Genomic DNA, 14,843 nt, shown 5'->3' on the forward strand with positions numbered 1-14,843 from the left:
AGAAGATCGGGAAGGGCCGTCACAGGATCTCTGTGACAGCCTGCTCGAGCTCGGATCGCGGGAGCATATGATTGCCGACGCGCCAGCTCCGGGGAGTACATCCCGTGAAGCGCTTGAAGACGGTCGTAAAATGGGCTTGGGTCTGAAAACCAACTGTGAGCGCGATCTCCATGATCGGCATTGTGCTGTCCTTCATCAGCTCCGCGGCCCGCCGAATTCGCCGCTGCAGCAGGAATTCGTGCGGGCGCAAGCCTGTCGCCACGCGGAACTGAGAGGCGAAGTGCATGCGGCTAAGCCCCGCGACCGCAGCCAGATCGCGCGAGTTCATCTTCGACGACATGCTGGCATCGATGAAGTCGACGACGCGTTTGAGCCGCCATTTCTGCAACCCCTGGACATGGCGGCCGCGAACGGAGGCCTGATCATTCCCGGCCGGTCGCTCCGCGGAAGGCCGCAGACCGAACTGCCTGACCGCGATCGCGAGCCGAAGCGCTTCCATGCATTGACGATCATTGTTGTGCGTGGCGACCTTCAGGGCCTCAAACAGCGACTGAACGACTTCATCTCCGGACTCCATTTCGACGGGGTCGGATGGCAGGGCCGACAGGCGCGCCCTTTCAGTGGATGCCGGACGTCTTTCCTCGCTCCCGCTTAGGGCAGGATGCGCAAACAATTGCCGAAGGGGATCGTGGGTCTGGACGGACATCTTGAGTCGCTCCTGGATGAAAATGCTGTCAGGTCTTCACGATGTGGCGAGATGCCGTCAATTCGGCGCGTGCGCGGCAATCTCGGCGCCGGTCGAGGGCGTCAGATTGGTGACGGCCGGCAGCGCATGACGCAGGGAGGAGATCTCCTGATCCTGCTCGCTCACCATCTTCCTTGCGAGCCGCCGAAGTTCGTCGTTGCGGCCGTACTTGATCTCCGCACGCGCTATGTCGATCGTGCCCTGATGATGAGGGACCATCACATTGACGAAATCGCGGTCGATGTCGTCGGTCGGCGTCATCAGCATGCTGCGGTTCATGTTGCTCATCGCAAGATCGATATCGAACAGAAACTGCTGCTCGTCCCGATCCGTCAGCGTATGGGCTTCGGAGTTCTGCTTCGGATCCTGCGCGAGAGCGAATGAGGTCGCCATGACCGACAGGCTGGTTGCCAGCGAGATAGCGCGTCTGCGCACGAATCCGCGGGAGAACAAGGGCACATCCAACTCCATGGCAAGCTAATGTGATCGGTGTCACGCAGACGAGTGCGTGTTGCTATGAAGTTGCCAAGGGGGATCGATCAGCTCAATTAAAAATGGTTTTAAGGTTCGGCGAGCGCGACGCGTGCCGGCTAAACCCGAATTCAGATTTCTTAAGTCCAATTTAGTGGCCGCCCCATCCACGCTCTCCCTACAGTTGAGGTGCCGGACCCAACGTAGGAGCAGTCAATGCAGGCTCAAAAGGCCACCGCCAATGTCACCGGAGTGCCAGCTCTGCAATCGGCTGGTATTCTCGCTTATTCCGCAGCCATCAAGCGCTTCGATCTGCTCGAGCGTGGCCGCGAGCAGCAGCTCGCGCAGCGCTGGCGGGAGTGGCGGGACAAAAGCGCGACGGACGAACTGATTACGAGCCATCTTCGCCTCGCCGCCAAGGTGGCACGGGGCTACAAGGGATACGGTCTACCGATCGCCGACCTGATCGCGGAAGCCAATCTTGGACTCGTGATTGCAGCCTCTCGTTTCGAACCCGGACGCGGCGCGCGGTTTTCGAGCTACGCCATGTGGTGGATCAAGGCGACCGTCCATGAGTACATCTTGCGCTCATGGTCCCTGGTCAAGATCGGCACGACGGCCGCGCAGAAGAAGCTCTTCTTCAGGCTGCGCGGCGAAATGAGGAAGCTCGCGGGCGATACGGCGGTACTGACGCCCGAACTTGCGCACCTCATTGCCGAAAAGCTCGAGGTTGCTGCCAACGATGTGATCGAGATGGACAGTCGCCTCCATGGTGATCTGTCGCTGAATACTCGCGTTGGAGACGGCGAGCGGTCGGCAGAATGGGAGGCCACGCTCGTCGACGATGCCCCCGGGGCGGACGAGATCGTCGCGGAGCACGACGAGACAACCCGCAGGTCAGCGGCGCTACGCTCGGCGCTGGAGATCCTGACCGAGCGCGAGCGGCGAGTGTTCGAGGCGAGACGGCTTTCAGAGCCTCCGTTGACCCTGGAGCAGCTCGGCTGCGAATTGTCGATCTCGAGCGAGCGGGTGAGGCAGATCGATACGGCCGCTTTTGCCAAGGTCAAGCGCGCGACGATACAAGGTGCCAGGACGGGCAGCGACGTATTGGTTGCGTGAGCCGCGCGAGCCTGTGCTCTGGTCCGCACAGGCTCGGCGCGAGGGTAACGGGACTCCATGTCCGATCACGGCTGCGCGAAGTTTGACCGAAAGGTGAAGCTTCGTGATGGCTCTATCATTTCCTGTTGGAGCACCTGAATTCCAACTTGATAGCGACGGCTGGCCGATCGACGTGGTGCCTCGCCGAGCATTCTGAACCGGCGGACACGCAGGGGTCTCGAATGGGAATCGTTCGATTTGCACTGAGGTTTCCGCACACCTTCTACGTGGTGGCGGCTCTGATCTTGTTTCTGGGTGGTGCCGCGCTTTGGTCGATGCCGACGGATATCTTTCCGGAGATACGCATTCCCGTCGTGACCGTCATCTGGCAGTACACCGGGCTGTCTACGCCGGAGATGGAGCAGCGCGTCAGCACGTACAGCCAGTATTCCATCAGCGCCAACGTCAATGGCATCAAGAACATGGAGTCCCAGACCCTCAACGGTCTGTCGGTGCAGAAGATCTATTTCCAGCCCAATGTCAATCTCGACCTGGCAATCGCCCAGATCGTCTCCGCAACCAACTCCATTCGTGCGTTGATGCCGCCCGGCATCCAGCCGCCGATCGTCGTGCAGTTCAATGCGTCGAGCGTTCCCGTGCTCCAGCTCAGCCTGAATTCGGACAATCTCAACGAGCAGCAACTCTACGACTTTGGCATCTATCGTGTCCGGCAGCAGCTTGCGCCCGTTCCCGGCGTCACCCTGCCCACGCCGGCCGGCGGAAAGTATCGCCAGATCATGGTGGACATCGATCCCGACAAGCTGCTGTCCCGAGGGCTGACGCCGCTCGACATCGTCAACGCGGTCAACACTCAGAATCTCACGTTGCCCTCCGGCACCGCGAAGATGGGAGACATCCAGTACACGGTGCGCACCAACGCGACGCCGGCGACCATCGACGATCTCAACAGGATTCCGGTCAAGTTCACGAACGGCGCCACCATCCTGCTGAAGGACGTTGCCCAGGTGCGTGACGGTGCGATGGTGCAGCAAAACATCGTCCGCGAGGACGGTCGCCGCTCGGTCCTTCTCAGCATCATCAAGAATGGCAATGCCTCGACGCTGGCAGTCGTGAACGGCGTGAAGAAGGCGCTGACCGCCGTTCGCGCTGCCGCGCCTCCCGGACTCAAGATCACGGAACTATTCGACCAGTCGGTCTTCGTGACGAATTCGGTGAATGGCGTGCTCCGGGAAGGGGCGATCGCGGCGGGGTTGACCGCCATGATGATCCTCCTGTTCCTGGGCTCGTGGCGCTCGACCCTGGTGGTGATGATTTCTATCCCGCTGGCGATCCTGTCGTCGCTTGTCGTGCTCTACTTTCTCGGGGAAACGCTGAACACGATGACGCTGGGCGGCCTTGCCCTGGCGGTCGGCATCCTGGTCGACGATTCGACCGTCACGATCGAGAACACCCATCGACTGTGGACAGAGGAGGGGATGTCGCTTGCGGATGCGACCTTGCACGGAGCGGCCGAGATCGCGGTGCCCACACTGGTGTCCACCCTTGCCATTAGCTGCGTGTTCACGTCGGTGGTGTTCCTCGAGGGGCCAGCCAAATACCTGTTTACGCCGCTGGGACTCGCCGTCGTATTTGCGATGCTTGCGTCCTACGGATTGTCGCGAACGCTGACACCGATCACGATTGGGCTGCTGCTGAAGGGCGAGCGCCGGCATACCCATGGCGAGGTCCCAGCCGGGCTGTTCTCGCGCCTGTCCGGCGCCTTCGAACGCAGCTTCGAGCGGTTGCGTGAGAGCTATTCCCGGCTTCTCAGGGTACTGCTTCGGCGCCGCGCCGTCGTGCCGATTGTTGCGATCCTGATGCTCGGCCTGGGCGCGGTGATGCTTAGCCTCGTGGGAAGGGATTTCTTCCCGTTGATAGACGGAGGTCAGATCCAGCTCCATGTCCGCGCGCCTGCGGGTACCCGGATCGAGAGCACCGAAGCCATATTCCAGAAGATCGAGGACAAGATCCGCGAAGTCATTCCCGAGAAGGATCGCTCGCTGATCGTGGACAATATCGGCCTGCCGGCGCGGGCGTATAATTTGGCCTTCGCTGACGGCTCGACCATCGGCATCAATGACGGTGTCATCCTGGTCTCGCTCCGGGACGGCCACAAGCCGACTGCGGAGTATATCAAGAAGCTGCGTCAGGTCTTGCCGGCGTCGTTCCCGGAGGACACCTTCTATTTTCAGGCCGCTGACATCGTCACGCAGATCCTGAACTTCGGACTGCCGGCGCAGATCGACGTTCGAACCGTCGGCTATGGAGCCGACAATCTGGCGATTGCCAAGAAGCTGCAGAAGCGGCTGGCCGCGATCCCGGGTGTCGTCGATGCCCATCTCCAGCAGGAGATCGACGGTCCGGCTTTCTATGCGGATATCGATAGGACCCGTGCCGCCCAGCTCGGGTTGAACGCCAGCACGGTTGCGACCAACATCAATGTCAGCCTCAGCTCATCGGTGCAGGTCTCGCCGAATTTCTGGACCGATCTGAGCTCCGGCATTCCCTACTATCTCGCCGTGCAGACGCCGGAATACAAGATCGGCTCGCTGAATGCGCTGGCCAATACGCCCGTGTCCACGTCGCTGGCTGCGAGCGGCCAGACGGTGCCTGGCATGCTCAGCAACATCGCGACCTTCAAGCGCGACACCGTGCCGACCAATGCCAACCAGAGCAACGTCCAGCCAGTCTACGAGGTCTATGCGAGCGTGCAGGGCCGCGATCTTGGTGGCGTGGCAGCCGATATCGGCAAGGTCACCGCCGATCTTCAAAAGCAACTGAAGCCCGGCAATTCCATCCAGGTCCTGGGCCAGATCCAGAGCATGAACGACTCGTTCCGGGATCTCGGTATCGGCCTCGTGTTCGCTGCCGTGTTCGTCTATCTGCTGATGGTCGTCAACTACCAGAGCTTTGGCGAGCCCTTCGTGGTCATTCTGGCGTTACCCGCCACGCTGTGCGGCATCGTGACCATGCTGTTCATCACCGGGACCACGCTCAATGTCCCGTCGCTGATGGGCGCGATCATGTCCGTCGGCGTCGCATCCGCGAACTCCATCCTGCTGGTGACGTTTGCGCGCGAACAGCAGCTGAAGGGCCATTCCGCCCTAGAGGCGGCATTGAGCGCCGGACGCACCCGTATCCGACCGGTGCTGATGACAGCCGCCGCGATGGTGGTCGGCATGATCCCGATGGCCATCGGCGGTGCCGGCGAGGAGCAGAACGCAGCACTCGCGCGCGCCGTGATCGGCGGACTGCTGTTTGCAACGCCGACGACCCTGCTCATCGTCCCCTATCTGTTTGCCATGCTGCGCAAGGGCAATGACGGAAAGCCGCAGCATGGCGTGTTCAAGGAAACGCAGGCATGACTGAGATAGATGTGCGGCCGGATCGGCCACTCCACGACCTCGATCTTTCGGACGATGCGGATAGGCCTCTGCTGCGGGCCGAAGGCCGGCACAAGCGGCGGTCCGGAGCAGCCGTGTTCGGGTCAGCGGCGCTGCTCTTGCTTGCCGGAGGGCTCGCTGTGGGTGGCTGGCGCCACTATGAGGCCGCGCGCGCGCTGGCGGCGACGTCCGAACAAGCGCGTACGCTTGTCCCGGAAGTCCGCGTCGCGACTGTCCGCGCCAGTGACAGCAAGATTAACGTCACCTTGCCGGCGACAACGGCAGCCTTCGAAGCTGCCAACATATTTGCCAGGACCAACGGCTACATCGAAAAGCGCTACGTCGATATCGGCGATCGGGTGAAGGCAGGAGCGTTGCTGGCCGAGATCGTCGCGCCTGAGCTGGACCACCAGATCGCGCAGGCCCAGGCCACATTGGCGCAGACGCAGGGAACCCTGCAGCAGACGCAGGCGAGCCGTGAACTGGCCGAGGTCACCAACGCGCGCGACAGCGGTCTCGTCAAGCAGGGATGGCTGACCGCCCAGCAGGGCGATAATGACCGTCTGACACTGCGCGCACAGCAGGCCGCCGAGGCCGTGGCAAAGTCGAACATCGCGGCTCAACAAGCTCAGATCCAGGTACTGGAGCAGGACAAGGCCTATCAGCGCGTGGTGGCTCCGTTCGACGGCGTGATCACCCAGCGCAGTATCGACCATGGCAGCCTCGTGCAGGCCGGTTCGACATTCATGTTCACGTTGATGCATGCGAATGTCATCCGCACGCAGGTGTTCGTGCCGCAGGACGAGGCGGTCGGAGTTCGGCCGGGTGTCGATGCGGTCGTCCGGGTCCCCGAACTGCCGGGCCGGGCGTTTCCGGGAAAGGTCACGCGGATTGCCACCGCGCTCCAGCCCGGGAGCCGTACGTTGCTGACGGAGATCGACGTCCCCAATCCGGATGGCGCGCTTCAGCCGGGCATCTATTGTACTGTCGAGCTGTACATTCCGCGCAAGACGCCGTCGTTGATCGTACCGGCCGACGCCGTAGTCTTCGATGAGAACGGCCTGCATGTTGCGGTCGTGGAAAATGGCGTCGTTCACATGCAGAAGATCTCGATCGCACGCGATTTCGGCACGCAGGTCGAGGTGCACGATGGCGTCAAGCCGGGCGAACAGGTGATCCTCAACCCGATGCTGAGCCTGACGGAGGGTAGCCGGGTTTCTGCCCACGGGCCGCAGACGAGCTAACTCGCGGCCAAATCCGATGAGGCGCCGATCAACAGCACGGAGTGCTGGATCGCGGCCTCATATACCAGTCCGCGAGCATGCTTCCGCGAACCGTCATTGGCAATCGCCAGGTGATCTGGCGCGAGTGCCTCCGTATTCAATTTCAGCGCGGCACTGCGTGCCTTGGCTCCCCCTGGTCTGCCGGATTAAAGAATCGTAAGCGACTCACAGCTCATTGAGCGCCTGTGAGTAAGTCTTGCATTTGCCTCCGCTACATCGATCCGCACCTCCCTCATAGGGCAACACGTTCGTTGCATTTGAATGGAGAAGGTTGATGACGATGTTGAAGATCTTGTCGGCGGGACTGATCGCGACTGCGATGTTCACGACGGCCGCCAGTGCACGCGAGACTTACGCGAACCAACGGCACATCACGGAGCGCGCTCATCACGCGAGTGTCTTTCCGTTTGCAGGACCTTTTGGCGCCTACACCGCAGCGCCCTCGGAGCAACCGGGCGGCATTTGCGATCACGGTGACAATCCGCAAATTTGCTGAGAGGCAGACCAAGGAGGCGCTGCGGCATAAGCCGGCTGCGCGGTCGCCGTCGATGCGAGCGTCTCCCGTCCACATGTTGAGGCCGCGTCCGATCCTCATCCTCGAGGACGAGGTAATTATCCGCCGAAGCCGTAGAATGCTTGGCTCGCCTAGCGCGACCCGGCCCGGCGCGGCGTCCCGGATCGCGCCAGCGAGCCTGACCACTGGGTTCATTCGACCGAGTTGTCGAGGATGACAGGAATTGCGCTTAGCAGCCCGCAGGCGGGGATGCGCCCGCTGTCGCAGCAGTGCCGGTTGTGACGGGACTGGCCGAGGCCGGATTGGCGAGGTCCATCGAAATGCTTTCGGGACACGCGCTCGTGTTCGGGGTGGGCATTACGCTCGGCGCGGGGCTGATGCTGGTGTCGGCGGTGTCGGCGTCGATCGCCGGCGGTTGAATGGTGCCGAGGGCAGGGGTTGACGGGATATCAGGCGTTGACGCCGGCAAAGCCGCAGCATTGGTCAAGGTGCTTCCGGGTGCCGACGTGCACGAGCTTCCGGGAGTGGAGCTGCCGAGTGCGGGCGCCGGCGCCACAGTGCCTGTCGTGCTGCCAGTAACCGTGCCGACGATGGTCACGGGCATGGCCGCCGGCAAGGTCGGCGGCAGGCTTGTAACGGTCATCGGCGCAGCCAACCCCAACATGCCAGTGATGGTCCCCATTGCGCCCATCGGGCTCGTTGCGCTCATCGCTACAGTAGGACTGGCAGAAACGCTGCTGCTCGTGGCGGTGACGCTCTCCACCGATGGGGAAAGTTCCACCGCGGTCGGCGCGCAATTCACGCTCGTTCCTGGAAGTGTCGGGTCTAGCGCCAGTGGGGGCGAAGCCAGCGTGGTTGCCGGCGCACCGGGAATGGTCGCGGCCGAGAAAAGGCTCGTGAACGGGCTTGGCCCAGCCAGCGGGGACGACACAATCGCGCCCGGTGTTGTCGGAATGGCCATGGCGGTCGTTCCCATGGTCGAGACTTGCGCCAGGCAGCCGCTGCCGCTCAGCAGGAGGGCGGCTGTCGCGCAGATAAGCGTACGCATTCAAAAATCCCAGGCGTTCGGTTGTCAAGATCAGACGTAAGTACTGAGGCCGGTCGATCCAATTCACGTTCGAGAGCGGAGATTGATGGCTCCAAGCGGTCGGGTGCCGACAGCGCCCGTGACGCGGGATACACGTCAGTTCAGCAACTTCGCACGAACTCTCGATCAGAGATTTTCAATTCGCCGTCATGGTCCTTGCCGGAGCGCGTCTACCGCCTAGTCTTTATCCAGGGCGATCCAATCGTCGGGGATGCGCTTCCGAAAGAACCGCTGTTTGCGAAGGTGCTGCGTGCAACGAATTCCATTCATACTGATCTGCATGGCGGTCTCGATGTGGTGGGCGCCGGGTTATGCGGTGCCGGTCGTCCCCCCTGATCCACCAATGAGTGCCGAGAGGATCGCTCATCTTCCGTCCGGAATCAGGAGGATTGTTTTGTCCAGATGCGGCGCCAACGCTGAGGCTGGACACTACTTCGCGACATACGACGACAACTCAAACGTCGTTCGGCTCGACTACTCGCTCCTCCAGTGTCCGAATGCCCCTGAACATTGCGCAGGCTCCAGCTGTGTGCAGACGTTTGTTCGCCGCGCTGGCCAGTATGTGCCGTCCAGGCCCAGCGGCACTCACTTTCCACGACCGCGTCCGCGACGTGATCTGCGGTTGCGGCTCCCTTCGCAGGTCTACGTGGCAGGGCAGTCAGGATTGGCTGCTGTCGAAAGGTAACTGTGGGGTGAATCTCAAGGCCGAGCTGGAAATCCGTCATTTGTACGGGGAGCTCGATCACCTGGTGTCCGAGAAAATTTGCGACGGCTGGCCGAAAGACAGCAAACCAAAATCGAGTGACGCCGCCGTTCAGGACGTCCGGTTCGGATACATCGACGCATGCGCCGCAGGCTCCTGGTCCGCGAAGGACCACGCCGCAAATGCGGATGGGATTGACGCCATCGAGATCAACGCCGCAGCTCTTAATGTGTCTGATGTAAGCATTTCCGCTGGCGACCGTGCATCGTCGCAGATAACTCTTCCGAGAAGACGAAACAAGCCTGGAGCCGTGAACGCGCCGATGTCGAATCTGTATTCTTTGTCATGATCGCTCTCGCCATCGTGCTCGGCGCCGGAGGTACCTGACACCTACTTCGAGTTCAGGTCACCTCAACGCCGGGAGTATGAATCATGAGGCTGTTGTCCCTGCTTTGCTTCGCACTTTGTCTCGTCCTCTCCGCCACCACAGCATTCGCCCGCGGCGGCATGGGATCGATGGGATCGCACATGTCGATGGGTGGCGGCGCGCTCGGCACGAGCGCTGCGACGCCGGGAACGAATTCCCTGGGCACCGCGCTGCCGTCATCCGGTACAGTCGGTCATGCCATGAAAGGCCCGCTGCTCGGTACGAACGCTGCCATCGACAAGGAGGATGCGCGGGTTGAAAAGCTGCTGGAGGGGTCGATCTGTCGCGGGTGTTGAACCCGTGCATGTCGCCAGGCCAAATGATGATATCCGCTCTTCTCGTTCTGCTGGTGTGTGAGCTCGCCGGCAACGCGCTCCACCAAATGCTTGGGCTTCCCGTACCGGGACCTGTGATCGGCATGTCAATTCTGGCCGCCGCGCTGGCTTTCAGAAAAGGAGGCGCGAGCTCCAGGTCGCCGATTACCGGCAGCCTGGAGCGGACTGCCGAAACCCTGATCCGTCACATGGGACTTCTGTTCGTGCCGGCGGGTGTCGGCCTGATCGCGGAGGTCGGCGTGTTGCGGTCGGAATGGTTGCCGATTGCCGCCGGCCTAATCGGATCGACGTTGCTGAGCCTGGCGGTCACTGGCCTCGTGATGCACTGGAGCATTCGCCGCCGCGCCTCGCGGCGATCGCCAGACACCGTGCACGATCTGGAGCGGGGTTGATCCAAGTCGGACCGCCGCCAATGATTGCAATTGATCATCTCTGGAATTCGCTTGGCACGACGCCGTTGCTCTGGCTCGTCGTAACGCTGGCCGCCTACACGGCCGGCAACGCGCTGCAGCGGGCTTGCGGGGGGTCGACGTTCGCGAGTCCCGTGCTCATCGCCATCACCATCGTGGCTGTCATCGTCGTCGTGACCCGGACCGACTACAGGGTCTATTTTACGGCGACCCAGTTCATCAATTTCATGCTCGGGCCGGCAACCGTCGCCCTGGCCATTCCTCTGGCGCGAAGCGCCCGGCTCGTGAAGGAGAACCTTGCGGGCGTCGGACTGGCGCTGTTGACGGGCTCCGTAACATCGACGATCAGCGGCATTGGCCTGGTGTGGTTGTTCGGAGGTACACGCACGGTTGCCCTTTCCATGGCGCCGAAGGCCGCGACCACTCCCATTGCTGCCGCGGTGTCCAGCCAGATCGGCGGCATTCCGGCCCTGACAGCCGCGCTCGCGATCGTCGGCGGCATCGTGGCGGCCGTTGTTGGTCGGACGATGCTGACCAGGTTGAACATCAACGACTGGCGGGCCCATGGCCTCGCTGCCGGAGTTGCGGGAAGCGGCATTGCGGCCGCGCAAGTAGCCGAGCGCAACGAGCTTGGAGCCGCATTCGCCGCGCTTGGCATCGGACTCAATGGCGCCCTGGTTGGAATCGTCGTGCCGCTCATTGCGCAGTATTGGAAGTCATGAAATCGATCGTTCGCGCCACCCGGAACGATGTCGGCAATGTGATACGCCGCGCGACTGCCTGGATTGGGATGACGAACGTCATGTCCGTTCGCTCTCGACCGTTGGCTTTCTGATTTCGCTGACCGCCTGTGCAGCGCGGCTCCCACCCATGGTACGCACGCACGGCATCGGGCCTTGGCTCATCCATGGGTCGGTCGTGTCACTGGGTGACTTCGTCATCCCGAGGGGAACCTATGCAGGCCCTCGGCCGCCGATCCATTACAACGATACGCCCAGCTATAACGATCCGTCCAAGTTCGGCGGCCAATCGCTCGGGATGGACCCGTAAAGCCTGGCCGTTCGCCGGTTATGCCGCGCGCGATGCTGAAGATGATTTGGAGCGATTCAATGCGCTGTCTGATGGTGCTTGGTCTCTTGCTGGCGTCGTGTGCGACTGCGTCTGCGACGACGCACGATCCACTGCGTCCGGCTGCACGTCTGCACGTGCAGAGACATCGACTGGTAAATCCGAGTGCAGTACCGCCTGTCGGGCCACGGTTCGCCGTCCCGGGCTGGAGCAATGAAGACACCGAGCGCTGGCTGGACAGCGCCAGTTCGTTCTGGTCACAGGCCTGACGTTAGTTCGTTCCCTTTATGCTGGCCAGATAATCGACGATCGCGGGCACGTCGCCCTCGTCGATGGGCGCTCTGTAAGCCTTGATCATCTTGTGAACCTCGGAGTCCCAAGCGGACCTGGAGAGAACAGGTTGGTTCAGCACCATGTCTGCGGAGTGACAGGCCAGACAGTTGTTGTTGATGGCGTCCGCGCTGGATCCGCCCGGAAATAGCGCATCGCCCGGAGGGAGCTCGACGCTCGTCGATGTGATCGGCGGAGCGGGCTGAACCTGAGCAGAGGCGGGCGTCAGAAGGGCAGCGAATGAGGTGCCCAGAGCAATGATGACGTGTCGCATGAAATTGCTCCTAAGCGGCGGTGACATGGGCCGTCTCTACGGCATTGAGCATGAAGCCGCTGTTGTTCCAGTTCGGCGTTGCGGGCTGTACGTCGCCGCTCAGGCTCGTGCAGCGGATCATGAGTGAATGATGGCCCTTCGCCAGCTGGGGAATGGTCACCTGCCAGCGGCGAAAGCTGTATTTGCCGTGATCCTCGCCCAGTGTTGCGGGTTGCCAGGTCTGACCGTCGTCCATCGAAAGCTCGACCTTGGCGACGCTCGTGTCTCCTCCGAAGGCAATCCCGCGGATCGCCGCGCTGGCACCGGCCGGAAGCGACGCACCTTCCGTAACATTGGTGAAGAAGGATCGCGGCACCATCCGGCTGATGGGAATCATTTTCACGCCGGTCTGCCCAGGCGTGATGTTGGCGTGCGGCGTGTCCGGGATAGTGTACGCGGTCGCCATCCAGTAGTTGTCGTCCGCGCGATCGAGGACCTCGATGTCGCTGAGCATCTTGACCCAATAGGTCGAGTACCATCCCGGCACGATCAGGCGCAGCGGGAAGCCGTTCAGCAGCGGCATCTGCTCACCGTTCATCGCGAAGGCGATCATGACTTCGCCATCGCGTGCATGATCGATGTCGAGCGACTTGCGGAAATCGGGTGCTTCGGGCACCACGGGCTCGTCCAGTCCGCTGAAGCGGACCTGTATCGCGCCGGACTTGATGCCCGCTCGGTCCAGCACATCCTTGAGCCTTACTCCCGCCCATAGCGCATTGCCCATCGCGCCATGCGCCCACTGCGCGCCTGGGACGCGAGGTGAAAAGAAGCCGCGGGAGTTGCCCGAGCACTGGTTGACGGCGGCGAGCTCGACGCGAGGCATCTTGAGCAGATCGCCGATGGACAAGGACAGCACTTGGTTGACGTGGCCGCGCACGGCGAGCCGGAAGGCGTCCGCATCGACCGACGTCGGGATCACGGCCCAGTGCCAGCGCACATAGAACTGGTCGTTCGGCGTGAACACGCCGCGATCGAACACCTCCATCGGGGTTTCCAACAGCGGAGGCCGGGTACGCTGCAGGATCATGGGTCCCTTCTGCGGGAAGTCATGCGTGATCGGCCGCTCCTGCGGGCCACTGGCGAACGGAAGGCGCATCGATTGATCGGCCCAGGCCGATGAGCCGGCGAGCGCCAGGCCCGCGAGACCGATGGTCTTGAGCACGGCGCGGCGGGACAGAGCTTGAACGTGTTGATCATTGCGATGTAGTGGCATCGAAATCCTCCTGCTGAAATGGATACACGTTCGATGCAGGGGTGGTCATCCGAGGTTGATGTCCGCGAGAGGATCTTCGACATGCTGGCGGGGTTGCGCCTGGCGAATGCATGGAAGAGGTCCTGTCGTAAAACGAAGGTGCTCTTGCGAGTGAATGTTACTCCTGTTGCCTGAGGAATGCATCGGGCTTCTGGCGTGCGCGAGGGGCGCGCCGAGCATCGAGCCGGCGGTGACGAGCAAGGCGATCGCGAGGGAAGCGCGGCGGGAACCGATCATTGTGAATCTCCATCTGTTATGGCAAGCAGAGTGTTCGATGTGCTTGCCGCTTCTCAAGAGGGTAGGTCGCGATACGGCAGCAATCCAACGAGATGATCAGATCGTTCTGATCGCCGGCCACGATCGAATGCGCAAAGACGCTGCCGCGCGCTGACGACGCCCGCGGCATTGCTGGCGAGGCATCAGTTCAATTGTTGCAATGGAATAGAGGTGCCGCCTGCAGGCGCAGGTCGTCCTACGCAGCAGGGCCCGCTGTGATGCTGGACATCAACGCGGCTTCGGCCTTGCTCACATGCCGCTCCTTGTGGCGCAACGCGTAGAACGAACGCTTCGCCATTTCGCCTTCCAACTGGAACAGCCGCTTTGCCGCGATCGCGTTTTCGACCACCAGATCGGAGATGACCGCGGCGCAGCGGCCAGTCTCGACGGCCGTTCGAATTGCCTCGTTCGAGGCGAGCTCCAGCTGCACGGTGAGGTCGGAAAGGCGCACTCCACGCTTCTTCAGAGCCCGTTCGAACATGGCACGCGTTCCGGAGCCCGGCTCGCGAAGGATCCATGGTGTTGTGGCAATCCAGTCGGGCGGAAGCTTTCTCTGGTTCGCTAGTGGATGTTGTGAGCCCACGACGGCGACCAGCGCATCGCCGTCGACGCGGCGGGCCGACAGAGCGGCATCGTCGATGTCGCCTTCGATGAAGCCGAGATCCGCCATGCCTTCGCGCACGTCGGTCGCGACATGTTCGGTGTTGGCAATCTTCACGTCAAGTTCGATGCCGGGATAGGTCGCCTGGAAAGCCAATAGCCGCGCGGGCAGCCAATAGCTGCCAACCGTCTGGCTTGCGGCGATCACAAGCCTTCCGGCCTTGAGTCCGGCGAAGTCCCGAAGAACCTGCTCGGCCGCATGGGCGCGCGCCAGCACGGAACGGGCTTCTCCGAGAAATGAGCGGCCCATATGCGTGAGCACGATGCCGCGACCGACCCGATCGAACAACTTGACGCCATAACGGCCTTCGAGCGCGGCGATCGCCGCGCTCGTGGCCGATTGTGTCAGATTCAGTTCGCGGGCGGCCTGTGTCACGTGCTGCTTGTCCGCGACCGCGGCGAAGATCCGGAGCTGTTCGAGCGTCATG

The 14,843-nt window shown here is 62.1% G+C and carries 15 protein-coding genes; 10 read left to right on the forward strand and 5 right to left on the reverse strand.

Going from position 1 to position 14,843, the window contains the following annotated elements; genetic code table 11:
* Positions 1–19: 19 nt before the first annotated feature.
* Both FXB40_RS50195 and FXB40_RS35285 read right to left on the reverse strand, forming a co-directional pair.
* The gene (locus tag FXB40_RS50195) at positions 20–706 is read right to left on the reverse strand and encodes a helix-turn-helix transcriptional regulator (RefSeq protein WP_148776890.1); all 687 of its coding nucleotides are present in this window, start codon (positions 704–706) and stop codon (positions 20–22) included.
* Positions 707–763: 57 nt separating this feature from the next.
* A complete protein-coding gene (locus FXB40_RS35285) occupies positions 764–1,204 on the reverse strand; it encodes a DUF305 domain-containing protein (protein ID WP_187437361.1) in 441 nt (146 codons plus the stop codon).
* A 228-nt stretch (positions 1,205–1,432) separates the two neighbouring features.
* Between FXB40_RS35285 and FXB40_RS35290 the strand changes: the two genes are divergently transcribed.
* From FXB40_RS35290 to FXB40_RS35330, 10 genes are all read left to right on the forward strand, one after another.
* Positions 1,433–2,335, forward strand: coding sequence for an RNA polymerase factor sigma-32 (locus FXB40_RS35290; protein WP_148776892.1), 903 nt, complete (start codon positions 1,433–1,435; stop codon positions 2,333–2,335).
* 221 nt (positions 2,336–2,556) lie between these two features.
* Positions 2,557–5,739, forward strand: coding sequence for an efflux RND transporter permease subunit (locus FXB40_RS35295; RefSeq protein ID WP_148776893.1), 3,183 nt, complete (start codon positions 2,557–2,559; stop codon positions 5,737–5,739).
* The gene (locus FXB40_RS35300; protein ID WP_148776894.1) at positions 5,736–7,001 is read left to right on the forward strand and encodes an efflux RND transporter periplasmic adaptor subunit; all 1,266 of its coding nucleotides are present in this window, start codon (positions 5,736–5,738) and stop codon (positions 6,999–7,001) included. Before FXB40_RS35295 ends, FXB40_RS35300 begins: the two co-directional genes overlap by 4 nt.
* Before the next feature lie 313 nt (positions 7,002–7,314).
* Positions 7,315–7,536 (forward strand): hypothetical protein, encoded by a 222-nt coding sequence (locus FXB40_RS35305; RefSeq protein WP_148776895.1) that lies wholly within the window; start codon positions 7,315–7,317, stop codon positions 7,534–7,536.
* Positions 7,537–7,832: 296 nt separating this feature from the next.
* A complete protein-coding gene (locus tag FXB40_RS48300) occupies positions 7,833–7,973 on the forward strand; it encodes a hypothetical protein (RefSeq protein WP_187437362.1) in 141 nt (46 codons plus the stop codon).
* Positions 7,974–8,642, forward strand: a complete 669-nt coding sequence (locus FXB40_RS35310; protein ID WP_187437363.1) for a hypothetical protein — start codon at positions 7,974–7,976, stop codon at positions 8,640–8,642. It begins immediately after the preceding gene.
* Positions 8,643–9,333: 691 nt separating this feature from the next.
* Positions 9,334–9,693 carry a hypothetical protein gene (locus FXB40_RS48305; protein ID WP_187437364.1) on the forward strand — a complete coding sequence of 120 codons (360 nt, stop codon included), beginning with the start codon at positions 9,334–9,336 and terminating at the stop codon, positions 9,691–9,693.
* Between the two features lie 83 nt (positions 9,694–9,776).
* Positions 9,777–10,067, forward strand: coding sequence for a hypothetical protein (locus FXB40_RS35320; RefSeq protein ID WP_148776898.1), 291 nt, complete (start codon positions 9,777–9,779; stop codon positions 10,065–10,067).
* Between the two features lie 26 nt (positions 10,068–10,093).
* On the forward strand, positions 10,094–10,498 hold the full coding sequence (locus FXB40_RS35325; protein ID WP_148776899.1) for a CidA/LrgA family protein: 405 nt from the start codon (positions 10,094–10,096) through the stop codon (positions 10,496–10,498).
* A gap of 20 nt (positions 10,499–10,518) precedes the next feature.
* Entirely contained in the window at positions 10,519–11,238 is a 720-nt protein-coding gene (locus FXB40_RS35330) for an LrgB family protein (RefSeq protein ID WP_148776900.1), read from the forward strand.
* Positions 11,239–11,855: 617 nt separating this feature from the next.
* Here the strand turns inward: FXB40_RS35330 and FXB40_RS35340 are convergent.
* The 3 genes from FXB40_RS35340 to FXB40_RS35350 all read right to left on the reverse strand — a co-directional run bounded on the left by FXB40_RS35340 (position 11,856) and on the right by FXB40_RS35350 (position 14,842).
* Positions 11,856–12,188 carry a c-type cytochrome gene (locus tag FXB40_RS35340; protein WP_148776901.1) on the reverse strand — a complete coding sequence of 111 codons (333 nt, stop codon included), beginning with the start codon at positions 12,186–12,188 and terminating at the stop codon, positions 11,856–11,858.
* Positions 12,189–12,198: 10 nt separating this feature from the next.
* Entirely contained in the window at positions 12,199–13,440 is a 1,242-nt protein-coding gene (locus FXB40_RS35345) for a molybdopterin-dependent oxidoreductase (RefSeq protein WP_148776902.1), read from the reverse strand.
* Between the two features lie 511 nt (positions 13,441–13,951).
* The gene (locus tag FXB40_RS35350) at positions 13,952–14,842 is read right to left on the reverse strand and encodes a LysR family transcriptional regulator (protein ID WP_148776903.1); all 891 of its coding nucleotides are present in this window, start codon (positions 14,840–14,842) and stop codon (positions 13,952–13,954) included.
* Between the last annotated feature and the right edge of the window lies 1 nt (position 14,843).

The organism is Bradyrhizobium rifense (assembly GCF_008123425.1).
In the GTDB taxonomy this organism is placed as follows: Bacteria; Pseudomonadota; Alphaproteobacteria; order Rhizobiales; family Xanthobacteraceae; genus Bradyrhizobium; species Bradyrhizobium rifense.

Bases quoted from the DNA above. Each gene is read 5' to 3' on its own strand.
- FXB40_RS35340 (WP_148776901.1), bottom strand. From the start codon at position 12,188: ATGCGACACGTCATCATTGCTCTGGGCACCTCATTCGCTGCCCTTCTG.
- FXB40_RS35290 (WP_148776892.1), top strand. From the start codon at position 1,433: ATGCAGGCTCAAAAGGCCACCGCCAATGTCACCGGAGTGCCAGCTCTG.
- FXB40_RS35330 (WP_148776900.1), top strand. From the start codon at position 10,519: ATGATTGCAATTGATCATCTCTGGAATTCGCTTGGCACGACGCCGTTG.
- FXB40_RS35295 (WP_148776893.1), top strand. From the start codon at position 2,557: ATGGGAATCGTTCGATTTGCACTGAGGTTTCCGCACACCTTCTACGTG.
- FXB40_RS50195 (WP_148776890.1), bottom strand. From the start codon at position 706: ATGTCCGTCCAGACCCACGATCCCCTTCGGCAATTGTTTGCGCATCCT.
- FXB40_RS35320 (WP_148776898.1), top strand. From the start codon at position 9,777: ATGAGGCTGTTGTCCCTGCTTTGCTTCGCACTTTGTCTCGTCCTCTCC.
- FXB40_RS35310 (WP_187437363.1), top strand. From the start codon at position 7,974: ATGGTGCCGAGGGCAGGGGTTGACGGGATATCAGGCGTTGACGCCGGC.
- FXB40_RS35300 (WP_148776894.1), top strand. From the start codon at position 5,736: ATGACTGAGATAGATGTGCGGCCGGATCGGCCACTCCACGACCTCGAT.
- FXB40_RS35345 (WP_148776902.1), bottom strand. From the start codon at position 13,440: ATGCCACTACATCGCAATGATCAACACGTTCAAGCTCTGTCCCGCCGC.
- FXB40_RS35350 (WP_148776903.1), bottom strand. From the start codon at position 14,842: ATGACGCTCGAACAGCTCCGGATCTTCGCCGCGGTCGCGGACAAGCAG.
- FXB40_RS35305 (WP_148776895.1), top strand. From the start codon at position 7,315: ATGACGATGTTGAAGATCTTGTCGGCGGGACTGATCGCGACTGCGATG.
- FXB40_RS35325 (WP_148776899.1), top strand. From the start codon at position 10,094: ATGATATCCGCTCTTCTCGTTCTGCTGGTGTGTGAGCTCGCCGGCAAC.